Annotated in this window: 8 protein-coding genes and 7 pseudogenes; 7 read left to right on the top strand and 8 right to left on the bottom strand. The window is 34.6% G+C overall.

Annotation, left to right across the window (positions count from 1 at the left end; genetic code table 11):
• Positions 1-143: 143 nt before the first annotated feature.
• The 5 genes and pseudogenes from ABLO99_RS05395 to ABLO99_RS05375 form a co-directional block, all read right to left on the bottom strand.
• A pseudogene (locus ABLO99_RS05395) lies at positions 144-968 on the bottom strand (transposase family protein).
• A 223-nt stretch (positions 969-1,191) separates the two neighbouring features.
• A complete protein-coding gene (locus ABLO99_RS05390) occupies positions 1,192-2,127 on the bottom strand; it encodes a tyrosine recombinase XerC (protein ID WP_349967097.1) in 936 nt (311 codons plus the stop codon).
• 2 nt (positions 2,128-2,129) lie between these two features.
• On the bottom strand, positions 2,130-3,509 hold the full coding sequence (gene lpdA, locus ABLO99_RS05385) for a dihydrolipoyl dehydrogenase (protein WP_349967096.1): 1,380 nt from the start codon (positions 3,507-3,509) through the stop codon (positions 2,130-2,132).
• On the bottom strand, positions 3,502-4,611 hold the full coding sequence (locus ABLO99_RS05380) for a PQQ-binding-like beta-propeller repeat protein (protein WP_349968488.1): 1,110 nt from the start codon (positions 4,609-4,611) through the stop codon (positions 3,502-3,504). Before ABLO99_RS05380 ends, lpdA begins: the two co-directional genes overlap by 8 nt.
• An 88-nt stretch (positions 4,612-4,699) precedes the next feature.
• Positions 4,700-4,965: pseudogene (locus ABLO99_RS05375) on the bottom strand (hypothetical protein); the annotation flags it as partial.
• A gap of 364 nt (positions 4,966-5,329) precedes the next feature.
• On the opposite strand from ABLO99_RS05375, the pseudogene ABLO99_RS05370 reads away from it, so the two are divergent.
• From ABLO99_RS05370 to ABLO99_RS05335, 5 genes and pseudogenes are all read left to right on the top strand, one after another.
• Positions 5,330-5,506 (top strand): annotated as a pseudogene (locus ABLO99_RS05370) (IS110 family transposase); the annotation flags it as partial.
• Positions 5,507-5,587: 81 nt separating this feature from the next.
• Positions 5,588-6,656 (top strand): annotated as a pseudogene (locus ABLO99_RS08680) (IS4 family transposase); the annotation flags it as partial.
• A pseudogene (locus tag ABLO99_RS05345) lies at positions 6,553-7,429 on the top strand (IS110 family transposase). The pseudogenes ABLO99_RS08680 and ABLO99_RS05345, both read left to right, overlap by 104 nt.
• A gap of 346 nt (positions 7,430-7,775) precedes the next feature.
• Entirely contained in the window at positions 7,776-8,408 is a 633-nt protein-coding gene (locus tag ABLO99_RS05340; RefSeq protein WP_238580396.1) for a hypothetical protein, read from the top strand.
• Positions 8,409-8,452: 44 nt separating this feature from the next.
• Positions 8,453-8,805 (top strand): annotated as a pseudogene (locus tag ABLO99_RS05335) (integrase core domain-containing protein); the annotation flags it as partial.
• Between the two features lie 34 nt (positions 8,806-8,839).
• Here ABLO99_RS05335 and ABLO99_RS05330 read toward each other — a convergent pair.
• The 3 genes and pseudogenes from ABLO99_RS05330 to rpmG all read right to left on the bottom strand — a co-directional run.
• Positions 8,840-9,198, bottom strand: a pseudogene (locus ABLO99_RS05330) (IS4 family transposase); the annotation flags it as partial.
• A gap of 39 nt (positions 9,199-9,237) precedes the next feature.
• Positions 9,238-9,366, bottom strand: coding sequence for a hypothetical protein (locus tag ABLO99_RS05325; protein WP_349967088.1), 129 nt, complete (start codon positions 9,364-9,366; stop codon positions 9,238-9,240).
• A gap of 690 nt (positions 9,367-10,056) precedes the next feature.
• Positions 10,057-10,257 (bottom strand): 50S ribosomal protein L33, encoded by a 201-nt coding sequence (rpmG, locus tag ABLO99_RS05320; protein ID WP_349967086.1) that lies wholly within the window; start codon positions 10,255-10,257, stop codon positions 10,057-10,059.
• Between the two features lie 149 nt (positions 10,258-10,406).
• Here rpmG and ABLO99_RS05315 point away from each other — a divergent pair, with 149 nt between their 5' ends.
• Both ABLO99_RS05315 and dnaK read left to right on the top strand, forming a co-directional pair.
• Positions 10,407-12,170: an Rne/Rng family ribonuclease gene (locus ABLO99_RS05315; protein ID WP_349967084.1), complete on the top strand. Its 1,764-nt coding sequence runs from the start codon at positions 10,407-10,409 to the stop codon at positions 12,168-12,170.
• A 73-nt stretch (positions 12,171-12,243) separates the two neighbouring features.
• Complete coding sequence (gene dnaK, locus ABLO99_RS05310) at positions 12,244-14,157, top strand: molecular chaperone DnaK (protein WP_349967082.1); 1,914 nt, start codon at positions 12,244-12,246, stop codon at positions 14,155-14,157.
• The last annotated feature ends 46 nt before the right edge of the window (positions 14,158-14,203 follow it).

Genomic DNA, 14,203 nt, shown 5'->3' with positions numbered 1-14,203 from the left:
GAATGGACAACACAGGGTGCAACGAAAGTGAAGGTATTGAGTCCCGAAATTTCCGACATCATAGAGGTCGACATTTTTCATAAGATCTGCTGCGAATCAAGCGATAAAAAAAAGGAAAGGAGGGTGACTAAAATCAAGGTTAACTAGAAGGAGTGCTTAAGATTGATAATACCAGCAATAATATTGAACCTCAAGTTGTATTTTTTCTGAAAATTGCGGTAAATATGGGACATAATCTTAAATATCTTTATCTCACGGATCTTATTTTCCACTCTCATTCTAAACGATGCTAATCTTCTATTATGCTCTTTCTGCTCTGGAGTTAATGGCTTTTTACGATACTTTTTATATGGAATTATAACATCGCTTTGCAATTTTTGCCAACCTTGATATCCAGAATCAGCATATTTTATGCTGTTGATTGGTAAATATTTTTCTTGTTTCCTTATACGAAAATCACTCACGATATGACTTTGACACTGATAAAATTCTTCCATCTTCTTCGATAACAATCTCAGTTTTCATAGTGTTGGTTCTTTTTTTCCTAAATATGATTTCTTCCGTTTTTTACTATCTTCTGGCCTCTGTATTTGCTGTTCTGTAACATCAGCCAGAATCTTTAGTATTTTTTCTGGTGTCATACTCCTATCTTTTGTTATAGTAACTTTCTTAGCAAGTAGTGGCTCTATTTTCTTCAACAACCTACATATATTTGCGTTGTGCACATTGAACAGGCACCCTAAAAATCTATGTGTTATGTAAGTGCGATAGTACAAAATTACGCAAAATAACTTATCTTCCAGAGTTGGTAATTGTGATTTTCTACCATGGCACTTTTTCTGTTTTTCAAGGTTTTTCCACTCAGACCTCACTTTTTCCACCATCTTTTCGAACTCCTCTATAGTTAAACCTGTTATATTACGAAAGTTTCTTGGGTATTTCTTCATGTTATAGTAACTAAAGCTCATTTTTTTACCTTACTCAATCTGCTTATTCTTCTTCTACCTATCTCACATCACTTTTTCAATCACCTTTTGCAGCAGGTCTCATGCTACAAAACGGGCACTTATGGCACCAGTGAAGAATTCGGTTATAACTGCAAAAGTGCTTCCTGTATTATTATATTTAAAAGCTACTAAAAACTAAACCTGGAGAGATACAATGCCTTACTCCTTGAAGATACAAGTTTCTTCATGTGGTTTGACAGATTTTTTCTGTTCGGTGCTTCAAACTCTGCTGAAAATTCTTATACATATTAAAAACATCTTGATAATTGAGGTGAGTGTAAACTTGAGTGGTCTCAAGGCTTGAATGGCCAAGCAGTTGTTGTATTGATCTTATGTCAATATCTTCCTGAAGCAAATGAGTAGCAAAACTATGACGAAATGCATGTGGAGATAAAATTTCTGGTAAGTTTAAAAATCTTCTTATTTGTTGCAAACGATTAGCAACATAAGTTCTTCCCAATTTTTTTCCTCTTACTCCCAAAAAAAGATATTGTGCTTCATCAAAATAAGGACAGGCTTTTATATACTCCTGTATACATTTTTTTACTACCGGAAGAATGAATACCTGCCTTTGTTTATCTCCCTTACCTGTTACTATTAAACTTTCATTGTTAATATCACTAATCCTAAGGTTCAACGCTTCACTGATTCTTAAGCCCGTTCCATATAGCAGAACGATAATTGCAATTTCTCTTTTTACCACCCAAGGCTCGCCTAAATCAGGCAATTTCATTTCTTTCAATAGAGTTTTTATGTTAGATATTGAAAGTGCTTTAGGAAGAGTTCTTCTCTGAATTGGCCTTGATAAGGAAAATACAGCTTCATTGTCTATATTGTGGTTGTTTTTTATGTACTTGAAGAAATTTCTGATTACTGACAATGCACGAGCGTTAGATCTTGCATTCACACCTCTTGCATAACGAGAGGTAAGCCAACTTCTTAACTCAGGTATACTTAAATTTTTCAGAGTCCCAACATTTACTTCTCCACCAATGTGAGTATTTAGGAAACTTATAAGATCCTTCAAGTCCCTCATGTATGACTCTAAAGTGTTTGGTGAATAAGATCTGTTGCACCTCAGCCACTCATACCATTTTTCAATGATTGAACTGAGGTCCACAATTATTTTTTAAAGAAAGCATCAATGCACGCGTCGCGGAAGGCCTCGTTTATATCAGGGTGAGAGTGACAAATTCTGTATATATCCTCTGCTGCTGCGCCGTATGCCATTGCAACCACTGCTTCGTTGATTAGCGTATCAGCGTATGCCCCTATGATATGCACACCGAGTATTGTATCTGCTTTGCTACAAGTCAGCACTTTCACGAATCCTTCAGCATCATCAATGATTTTTGCTCTGCCGTTTGCAGCAAATTGACATTTACCAACTTTGTATTGACGGCCAGCATTTTTGAGTTCCTCTTCGGTTTTACCGATCGAAGAAACCGCAGGGTGAGTGTAAATGACAGATGGTATAATTTCATAATCAACGTGAGGTGACTGTCCTGCTATTATCTCTGCGACTGCTACCCCTTCTTCCTCTGCTTTATGAGCAAGCATTGCTCCACCGATCACATCACCAATAGCAAATATTCCTTTCACATTAGTTTCATATCTGTTGTTAACTTGAACGAAACCACGACTGTCTTTCTCTATTTTTTCAAGACCCTCAGTGCATGGTTTGCGACCTACTGCAACCAGCACCTTATCTGCTTCTATAGTGTTTGTTTGATTATCTTTTACAGAGCAAACTTCCACATTCAAAGAGTTACTACTTTGTTTTATCTCCTCGACTTTAGTGCTAAGTAAAAATTTCATTCCTTGTTTTTGTAGACTAGAAAGTAGAGACTTACTTAATTCTCCATCCATTGCTGCAGCGATTCTATCAAAAAATTCTACTACAGTGACTTCAGACCCTAGCCTCCTCCATACAGAAGACATTTCAAGCCCTATTGCCCCGGCTCCGATTACGACAAGTTTTTTTGGTACTTCAGTTAAAGATAGTGCACCGGTGGAAGCAATAATGTCTTTCTCATCGATATTAATTCCTGGCAAAGAAATAACATCAGAACCGGTTGCAATTACTATATTTTTTGTCTTCAGCACCTTACCTTCAACTGAAACTTCAAGATTACCTTGGTCAAAAGAAGTAATTTTCCCAAGCCCATTGATTTTAGTGATTTTATGAAGGTTAAACAGATATTCTATACCTTTTCCAAGTTCCTGAACTCTGGCGTCCTTATAACCTAGCATTTCTTTTAAATCGAAACTTGCGTCCTTAATTTTTATGCCAAGCTTCGACAGATCATTTTTCGTGTGAGCATACTGATAGGAAGAATGGAGCAATGCTTTGGAGGGTATGCACCCAACCCGCAGGCACGTACCACCAAAAATGCTATTTTTATCTATACAGGCAACTTTCAATCCAAGTTTTGCAGCAGCGATAGCACACTTATAACCACCTGGACCACCACCTATAACAATCAGGTCATAATCAATCATAAAGAACAAACCTATTTTCTAAAGAATAAACACCTTTTCTCTCAGTTGTTACATATATCTTATTGCGAGTAAACACTGGAGTGTGAAACACATTACCAGGTACTTTGACTACCTTTCCTGCACTTTCAGATCCCGGAAAAGCAAACATTGAACCTTTATTGCTTGTCACCCACAGTGTATGGGCATGCATAATTGGAGCAAACAATTGCGTATTTTCTATTAAATTAGATGTCCAGACCGTTTCTCCATTTTTTATATCCAGGCCGATTATTTTATTATCTTCAGTTACTATAAAAATTCTTCCGCCTTCTTTTTGTTTCTCTGCAGGAATAAGAGGACTATAATATGACTCAATGTCTGATACACTTTTTACTTGCAGTGACTTTGACCACAAAATATTTCCTAATTTCACGTCAATACCATAAATATAAGAATTGTTTGTAGCTATTAAAGTATCGCCAAGCACTCTCGGTGTAGTAGTTACATCTGCGAGCTGTGTATCCAAAAGGTTTGTAGCCAATTTTTGGCTCCACAATTTTTTACCGTCTTCATTAAAAGCTATTAACTCACCATTTGAAAATGGTGCTATTATTTTATCGTTAGAAATTGTTGGCGATATGGAATACAAACCTCGAACCTCATTGATACCGTTCTGATAAGCCCAAACGGAGCTGCCATCTTTTATATCAAACACGTACAGATAATTATCAATAGTCAATACTACCAATTTATTATTTATTACTGCTGCTTTCCCTCTTACTGGAGCTCTCAATTCTTTTTCCCACTCAATCTTGCCAGTTTTTGCGTCTATTGCGTGTAAAGTGTTATCCACTATAAAGAAAACATTTTTTTCATAATGCGATAGGCTCATGTTACCAATTTTTTTCCTATGTGAGAGGTGTAATTTCCAATTCATAGCCTTTGAGTTATCAATATCAAAAGAATATAAAGCACCGTGCTTGTCTGATAAAATAACGCTATCTTCTGTAAGCACTGGAGCTACATATCCTTGAGATAGTTTTTTATCCACTAGACTTATTCGTTCGTTTGCCATTGTATAGTTACTATACAATAACATTATCATGACAATTATTATTTTCATTATTTGGTGAAAACAAGATTCATTAATATACATACTAGAAACCTGAATCACAACGAAAATGTTCTTATTGTATATTAAAAGCATTGATTCATAAATAGAATGTCATACCATTATGTGAAAGGGGCTCTAAGAACCTGTTTAAAATCTTTTCAGGAGTAGAGCAGTGAAAGCAAATTTGTAAGCTGGTGTTGAGTTTCCGCTCGCCACAATCGCCTACATTTTTCTAACTAAGCAAAAAACAACCCATCTTTTCTACAATACAGCAAAGGTATGCAATTCCTTACTCTTTATCACTTCAACAGTTGCACCAATAATATCTTTTATTTGAGTTGCAAATTTTTCTCCCGTATAACCCGCATGGCTTTGTTGCATAGCTAGTGTTATATTGTAAGGAGAAAAGCTTTTCAATATATGGTTAGTAACGCATTTTGTTGTAAAATAAGCATTTTTCAAACAAGTATAACTTATGCCACAAAAAATGAGAGTAAGTAACCAAAGAGAATATTGTAAGTTAAAAATATGTTATAAAACGAACAAGAGGGAAAGATAGCTCTATTCACTATAGGAATAGAGCTATCACGGGCATGTGCGACCGAGGGAAAATTGGTATTACAACCGTCGTTATCAAGGTACACTAGCCCATCTCTCGATACGTTTGAATAGTTGTGTGGGACATACCCGTTTACAATCTTAAATTAATAAAACTATCGAGGTTATCATGATTGCATCTTATCAAAATTTTATTGGCATTGACATCGGAAAATTCAAAAATGTTGTTGCAGTTCACAAGCAGAAGAATGCTGTCGAATTTGACAATAATACTTCTGGTTGGCAACAATTGTGTCAAAAGTTCTCAGATATCTTACCTAATTCTTTAGTGACTTTAGAACTTACTATTACCCACAAATATAAATGGACTTATAAATAAAGTATTAGAATATTAAAGTTTGCAAATATTGAGGGTATAAAAATGGCAAGTGGGTTGGGAATTATCTCAAGAAAACGTAGTAAAGGTGTTATGCTGCATACAGCTTTTGCTGTTAGTACAGAAGGCTTGGCATTAGGAATAAAAAATTTACTCGAGACCACCTGTTTCTGAAGAAGCCAAAGAGCTAAAAGAGAGGAATCGTAAAAGAGCACATATTGAAGATAAAGAAAGTATAAAGTGGCTAGAAAGCCTAAGGAAAACAGATAGCATATATAGACTCAACTAAAACTGAAGCTATAACTGTATGTGATAGAGAGGCAGATATTTATGAATTTTTTGAACTTGCACGTAATCTTAACTCAGCAGTTTTAGTAAGAGCTTCCAAAGATCGAGATATAAATAGAAAATCCAGATTTTCCAACGATAAACAAAAATTATGGAATTTTTTGAAGACTTCTCTAGCATTGGTACAATAGAAATTGAAATCCCTGCTAGAGATAATAAGCCAAAAAGAACAGCATGTTTAGAGGTTAAGTTTGGGAAGTTTATGATGGATCCGCCTAAAAGGCACATAAGGTATAAAGAGTTATATAACCTACCACTTTATGCAGTTTATGGTGTTCTGTCCTCCTGAAGCAAGTCCGCTAGAGTGGATGCTTTTAACGAATCTTCCTGTTAATACTTTTGATGAGGCAGTTGAAAAGGTTAGTTGGTATTGTCTTAGATGGAAGATAGAGATACTTCATAAAATTTTAAAATCTGGCCTTAAAGTTGAAGAATGTAGACTTGAAACAGCAGAAAGATTAATGAGGTATTTAACGGTTATGAGTGTTATTGCTTGGAGAATTTTTTTTATTACAACAATTGCAAGAACCAATCCAACACTACTTTATTAGCTGAAGAAGAGTGGAAAGTTTTATACGCGAAAATACACAAATGCCCAAATGTAACTCCTACTATAAAAGAGGTTGTTTCATGGATTGCTCAGCTTGGAGGCCACTTAGCCAGAAAAAATGACCCAGAACCTGGACCTATTACCCTTTGGAAAGGATGGAGACGTCTCTTTGATTTATCAGAAGGATGGAGGCTTGCTACTGAACTTTATACTTATGGGTAATAGTAAGACTTTAGAAAACACAGGAAAATTGGTTTGTCGAATTTTCTTATTGACAAGAATATCACAGTACATCGAGCTAATACCCGCAAAGTAAAAAGTTTTATTTTATCTCACGGAACTTTAGCAAAATCCGATAAATCAGATGCAAGGGCTCTTGCTCAATATGGATTTGAGTGTCATAGAACTCTCTCTCTATTCGTACCTACTTCTAAAAAACAATCAACCTTGGTTGCACTTTGTCAACGTCGTTACGCAAATGAGAACTCAGGAAAAATGTAGACTGGAAGCACCTGAAAACGACCATATAAGGGAAAGTTGTCAAAAAACTATTGAATTCTTTAATAGCCAAATAGATGAACTCAATAATACTATACAAAAAATCATTGATGAAAGCCATGAGTTACAAGAACATCAAAAAATCCTTAAAACAGTTCCTGAAAAGTTATCACAAGATTTTCTGTATTTAATACCAGAGCTTGGTTACTTAAACAGAAGAGAAGTAGCAAGTTTTGCCGGAGTAGCACCTCATCCTAGGGAAAGTGGTAAAGCTGTTGGTTATCGAAGGTGGTAGAAGTAATGTCCGTAAAAAGCTACAGCTGCCATGTCTGCTGCAAGGTCCAAATCTGTACTTGGTGCCTTTTATTCCAAGCTTGTTGAAAGTGGTAAGAAGAAAATGGTAAGCTCTAATGCGAAAAATCATAGTAATTGCTAATGCAAGACTTAAAGCAGCAATTAATTTGCATACTCTCACAACGGTGACTGAAATTGGCTAATGAATATGTGCGTCTACACAGACTTAAAGCACATATTCATTAGCTAAACAGAAATTGTTATGGCAGCTGTTTGATATAAAATTTTATTTCTATGACACACGGATTTTTATTGCCCACATGATTGAACAAAGCTACAGAATTACACAAATAAAAAATTTTTAAAAAAACATAGTTGATAACGAGTTTCTCAAAAAAAGAGGAAATGTTTTTCATTTTGTTAATAGAAAATTGGTATGAAAATAGTCCAAAAGTTGCAGGTACACTTATAGTGGTAAAGTTGTAATTTTAATACACATATCTTTTTAGAATTGGCTTGAGACAAGCTGTAGGTTTTGTAAAAGGTTATATGGTACAAATAGGCAAAAAACTTAAGGTTATCAGCTATACACAAGCTTCCAGAAGATTTAAAAAGCTTAATTTGAAGATTGATGACCATAGAACCAATAAAGATGATTTGGAAAATATTAAAATTGCCGTAGATAGCACTAGAGTTAGTATCTACAATAATAACGGTGGGCATAATACTCGAAAAAGAAAATACAGTGGCTATGGTCAAGTAAGAAAACTACATGTTGTTTTAAACGTAAATGATAAGAATAGTGGTGTTGCTGTGCCGGTCTGCGATATGTTAGAGGAAGTCAGTGATAAATATAACATTTGTTCTATTCGAGCAGATGCGGCTTATGATATAAAAAGTGTGTATAAAGAATGCAGAATATTGTGCCTATTATTCGCCCTAGCTAAAATTTGTTTAGCTATCAGAAAGAAACAAGTAGAATATGAGAATTATGAAGATGGTATTAATGAATGGAAGAAAAAAGTTAAGTATGGAGCACGGTCTTATATTGAAGTCTTTTTCTATAGGTTATTTGGGTTTGGCTTGAAAAATAAATCAGAGGTAAATCGTGTGTTAATTAAGTGCTACTTACTGAACAAATTTACTGATATAGGTATGGCTAAATTTAAATTAGCTGCGTAAATTCATTGTGATTTACATGCCTATCAGTGCTATGCAACATAGCCTTGACGGATCGTGGTACAGAGTATTGTGGCAGACCTGAAAATCGCAGCTATATTTGGGAGTAGAAAATATTGATCATTCTCGAACCAACTCCACAGACTAATGGCATATGTGAAAGGTTCCACAGAAGATGAATGTTACAATGTTATCTTTAGAAAGAAAATTTACACCTCTTTGGCAGGACTTCAGTTAGATGTAGACCATTGGGTCCATTCTTACAATAGATCTAGACCGCGTTCAGGTAAATATTGCTATGCAAACCTTTTTTGATAGTATACATATTGCTTATCAGAAAAATACTGATAGCATTAAACAGGATTTTGGTTTTGACTTTGTCAATTCTTCTGTCAGTTAATTCACGCCTGTCAGATTAAGTCTAAACTATTACAGCTAAGTTCTGTATTCTTTTTCACTTCTGTGCAACCAACTATGCCGTGAAATATAAGAATTGCGCACAATTTAGCATATAGTTCACATAATCTCTGCACGGCAGCTCATCAAGTCTGATATGGCTTTTATACAATTTAAATAATTTGCCACCTTACTCTATTGCTCAGCACTAATTTTATTTTCTGGAACATTAGTATTGACCAGTTTAACAATTCTTGTAGAGGATGTATATCCTTGCGATCTCGCTAATCTATTAGCTTTCCTTCTTCTGGCCATATTCAGTTAGTTTCTGACATATAATTCTTACTCTAATTTTTGCTTCTTTTCCTAACAATACCTCGTTTTCTAAAAATCTCTTTGCAAGATATTTTTAAAGAGAACCACAGATTCATTCTTTTCATAAATTCCACTGCTTCTTCAGTAAATCTAAAATCTCAATTATAAACCTTGTTGTAATTGAGATTTTGTCTGCTTTTTCATTAAAAAATTCTTTGAGCTTTTTTGATAAGCAAGTTATTTTATTCATTGGTTCTCTCACTAAAAGTATATCTGGGAGAACTTATTATTCTATCTCTTTCATACCTTTATTTCCTTAACTTGACGCCTATGCTTTACAGAGGCCCACGCAGTTGTTTACTTTTTGTGACAACATGTTCTGAAATTCAGGACCGTAACTTAATTGATCATCCCGACTTTTATAACTATATTTTGTCATAATATACCCCTTGATTTAAAAATTGATATAATATTAATATGCTAATACTAACATTATATTAATATAAGTGTTATTACTTTTTGAAAAAAAATCATTACTTGACAACAAGGCCACTGGAATGATGCCGTTAAGGGTACAATATTTGCTTAGTGAATACCAAGTCTGCATTTCTTTCTATTTTTCTTCTCTATCTTATTTTGCCACTCTGCTGTTTGTTCTGTACTCAAACTACATTCACATTAGACAAGCTCAGGTTATTTTTACGTTTATATATTGATCCGACCCAGCCCAATAAGTAAGTCAAATAAGTATCTCAAGGAAAACCCTTAGATTTTTGACCTACTGTGTGATACTTTAGGTTTCAGAGCGTTTTCTTTGTTTTGTACTTTTATGTTTATTAATTATTCAATAATCCTTATTAACTTCAGTCTCTCTTGCCTTATATTACTTAGCTCTATCATTATAGTATGACTTGGCTGTAGATTTTACATAATAATAGACTTACTTTAATTTTTCTTCTTTAAACAATACGTGTCTTCTGACCACTGGATCATACTTCCTAAATTCGAGCTTCTTGGAAAGCTTCTTAGGATTACGTTTTTTTACATAAAAATAGCATGTTAGTTTCTCCTCTCCAGTTTTTGTTATCTTGTTTGCAGTACTAACTAACTTAACAAGCAAAGAAGCATTTTTTTTCGCCATGATTATAGTAATATAATAAATTCTATGCAAGTTTATTACACAAAACACTGAAAGTCAACCGAATAATGCAGATCGTAAAATTCTTGACAATCAATAATATATTAAGTAGCATAGAGCCAATTTCGGAATGAAAAGCAGACGGTAAATAAGTGGCAAATGATGGCAAAAGGTTATTGTTGATAGAAAGTGCTAACTGTTCTAACGAGGTAAGGATTGCCTTACTAGTTAATGATAAGGTTGTAGAGTTTGAACAAGAATTCAAGGAAAAAAGGCAATTAAGAGGTAATATATACGTTGCTTATATAAAGCGTATAGAACCTGCTTTGCAGGCCGTGTTCATTGAATATGGAAAAAATAAACAAGGTTTTTTGTCTTTTTCTGAGATATCTCTAAATTACTTTAATATTCCAGAAAAAGAAAAGGAAACTATCTTTGAGGGCTGTTCCAATGATAATCACACAGAGGAAACGCTAGCAAATGTTTCCTCTGATTCTACAGTGAGCAAGAGTATTGGTGAGTCTGGCAGTAATTTTGTGAGGGAGATACCTTTACACAAAAAGTACAAGTTACAAGATGTGATTTCAGTAAATCAAAAGATATTGGTTCAACTCACAAAAGAAGAACGAGGAAACAAAGGAGCTTCATTTACAACATACATAACTTTAGTCGGTAGATACTGTGTTTTCATACCTAATTCCATGAGTAAGGGTGGAGTATCTCGCAGAATTGAAGATACCAATGTTAGAAAACAGTTAAAGGATATATTAAATTCAATAAATTTACCAAAAAGATCAGGTTTGATAGTAAGAACTGTTGGTGCAGGAAAAAGTAAGAAAGAAATTGAGCGAGATTACGATTACTTATCTTCATTGTGGCAAGACATCCAAAAAAATGCCTCTTCTGTAAATGCTCCGTCATTAATTTACAATGAAGTAGATGTGATTATAAGATCTGTTCGTGATTTTTGTAGTAATGATATAGAGATTATAGTGTCTGGAAAGGAAGCTTTTGAAGCAGTAAGGCGATATGCTAAAAATGCATTAAAGGGTAGTAAGTTGTGTTACAGATTATATAGAGGTTATGTTCCAATCTTTACTCACTATAAAGTCGAAGATCAAATTTCTGAGTTATATGGCAATAGAGTAGAATTGCCATCTGGTGGGTCTTTGGTAATAACCTTAACTGAGGCATTTGTTTCAATAGACGTAAACTCAGGAAAGATGACAGGAGAAGATAGCATAGAAGAAACGGCTTATAGAACTAATATGGAGGCAGTACTTGAAATATCAAGGCAAGCGAATCTCAGGGGACTATCAGGGTTAATAGTCGTTGATTTTATTGACATGTTGAAATATCAGTATTGTAGAGCTGTTGAGTCTGCTATCAAGCAGGCGTTTAAAGATGATAAAGCTAAAGTTCAATTTAGCTTTATAAATGACTTTGGTTTAATGGTCTTTTCAAGACAAAGAATTAAACCAAATATACAAGAAATTAATACTACAGAGTGCTTACACTGTAAAGGTATTGGAAGAGTGAAATCAAACGAAGTGGTTGTTGCATCGATACTAAGGAATTTGCAACATATTGCTAATAAGAATCAAAATAAGTCCTTTGATTTAGTAGCTCGCAGTGCAGTTATAGCGCACATTTTTAATAATAAACGCGATGTAGTTTCTACAATCGAAAAAGAGTTCAATATTACATTGGATGTTAGTATCGATGACAGTTTAGATGTGAATACATTTATTTTAAAGCAAGGAGATGATGTTAATTTAAATGATTATGAGCCATTACAGAATTCTGGATATCAAATTGTGAATAGCAGCAATAAAGAAGCCGATAGCTCAAATAAACTACTAGGCAATTTTTGGTTGACTAAATGGCTTTCGCGTCTTTTGAGTTCTAATAACTAAACGGGACTTGTAATTAACGAGTCTTATACTTATATATCTTATATCAGATAATATTTACAATGGGGTACTCATTATGGGAAGAGCAATAGGTATAGATCTCGGGACAACAAATTCTTGTGTTGCAATAATGCAGGGTAAAGATACAAAGGTAATAGAAAATAAAGAAGGGGCAAGAACTACTCCGTCTATAGTCGCATTCACTTCGTCAGGAGAAAAATTGATTGGTGCTCCAGCAAAAAGGCAAGCAACTACCAATGCAAGTAATACCTTTTTTGCTACTAAGAGATTAATAGGCCGTCAATACGGTGATTCTGAAATGAAAAATCTAAACGTGCCGTATAAAGTGTTTGCAGCAAAAAATGGTGATGCATGGGTTAAAACAACTGATAATAAAGAATACTCTCCTAGTCAAATTGGTGCATATATACTACAAAACATGAAAGAGGCAGCAGAAGCTTATCTTGGAGGGGAAGTAAAAGATGCTGTGATAACAGTGCCAGCATACTTCAATGATTCTCAACGTCAAGCAACAAAAGATGCAGGAAAAATTGCTGGATTAAATGTGCTCAGGATAATTAACGAACCAACTGCTGCAGCACTTGCTTATGGTCTTGATAAAAAGCACGGACACACAATAGTAGTGTATGATCTTGGTGGTGGTACATTTGACGTTTCAATACTTGAAATAGGTGATGGAGTTTTCGAAGTGAAAGCGACAAACGGTGATACTCATCTAGGTGGTGAAGATTTTGATAATGCGGTAGTGAATCATTTACTTGATGAATTTAAGAAAAGTAATGGGATTGACTTAAAGAATGATCCAATGGCTATGCAAAGAATCAAAGAAGCTGCTGAAAAAGCGAAAATTGAATTATCAAGTGCAATGGAAACGGAAATAAATCTACCGTTTATTACAGCTGATGCAAGTGTTCCAAAACACTTAAATATGAAATTAACGAGAGCAAAACTTGAAAGCTTAGTGAATGATTTAATCGAAAGAACTATGGCTCCTTGTAAAAAAGCTCTTGAGGATGCTGGTTTGTCTGCTAGTCAAATTGGCGAAGTGGTTCTTGTTGGTGGCATGACTCGTATGCCAAAAGTCATAGAGAAAGTTAAAGAATTCTTTGGCAAAGATCCACATAGAGGAGTCAACCCTGATGAAGTTGTAGCAATTGGAGCTGCAATACAGGCAGGAATCATTCAAGGTGATGTAAGAGATGTGTTACTACTTGACGTAACTCCACTTTCTCTTGGTATTGAAACTCTAGGGGGAGTATTCACTACACTTATTGAACGTAATACTACTATTCCCACTAAAAAATCCCAGGTGTTTTCAACTGCAGAAGATAATCAAACAGCTGTTACAATTAAAGTGCATCAGGGTGAAAGAAAATTGGCAGTTGATAACAAGTTACTTGGTCAATTTAGTTTAGAAGGAATACCTCCTGCTCCGCGTGGAGTTCCACAAATTGAAGTGACATTTGATATAGATGCAAATGGAATAGCGCACGTTTCTGCAAAAGATAAAGCTACTGGAAAAGAGCAGAAAATACGTATTCAGTCTTCAGGTGGCCTATCTGATGATGAAATAAATCGCATGGTAAAAGAAGCTGAAGAAAAAGCACAAGAAGATGAAAAGCGTAAGAAATTTATTGAAGTGAAGAATCAGGCAGATAGCTTAGTTCATTCTACAGAAAAATCTCTGACAGAGTATGGTAATAAAATTTCTCCGGAAGATAAATCTGCTATTGAAAATGCAGTTAACGAATTAAAGGAAGTTAGTAAATCTGATAACATTGATGATGCTGATTCAATACAACAAAAGGTTACTAATCTTTCCCAGCTTTCTATGAAGCTTGGAGAAGCTATGTATAAGGAATCTCAACAACAGCAAGGTGGAGAAAGCTCATCCACAACAAATAATGAGGAAGAAAAAGTAGTAGATTCTGATTATCAAGATATAGATAATAAAGAAGAGAATAAGTAATTGTGTATTGTTCTATCACTTTTCTTGTCATTCCAGTATTTGAAGC

It is taken from the genome of Wolbachia endosymbiont of Armadillidium arcangelii (assembly GCF_040207875.1).
Taxonomy (GTDB): Bacteria; Pseudomonadota; Alphaproteobacteria; order Rickettsiales; family Anaplasmataceae; genus Wolbachia.
This window is presented reverse-complemented; position numbering and strand designations above follow the sequence as displayed.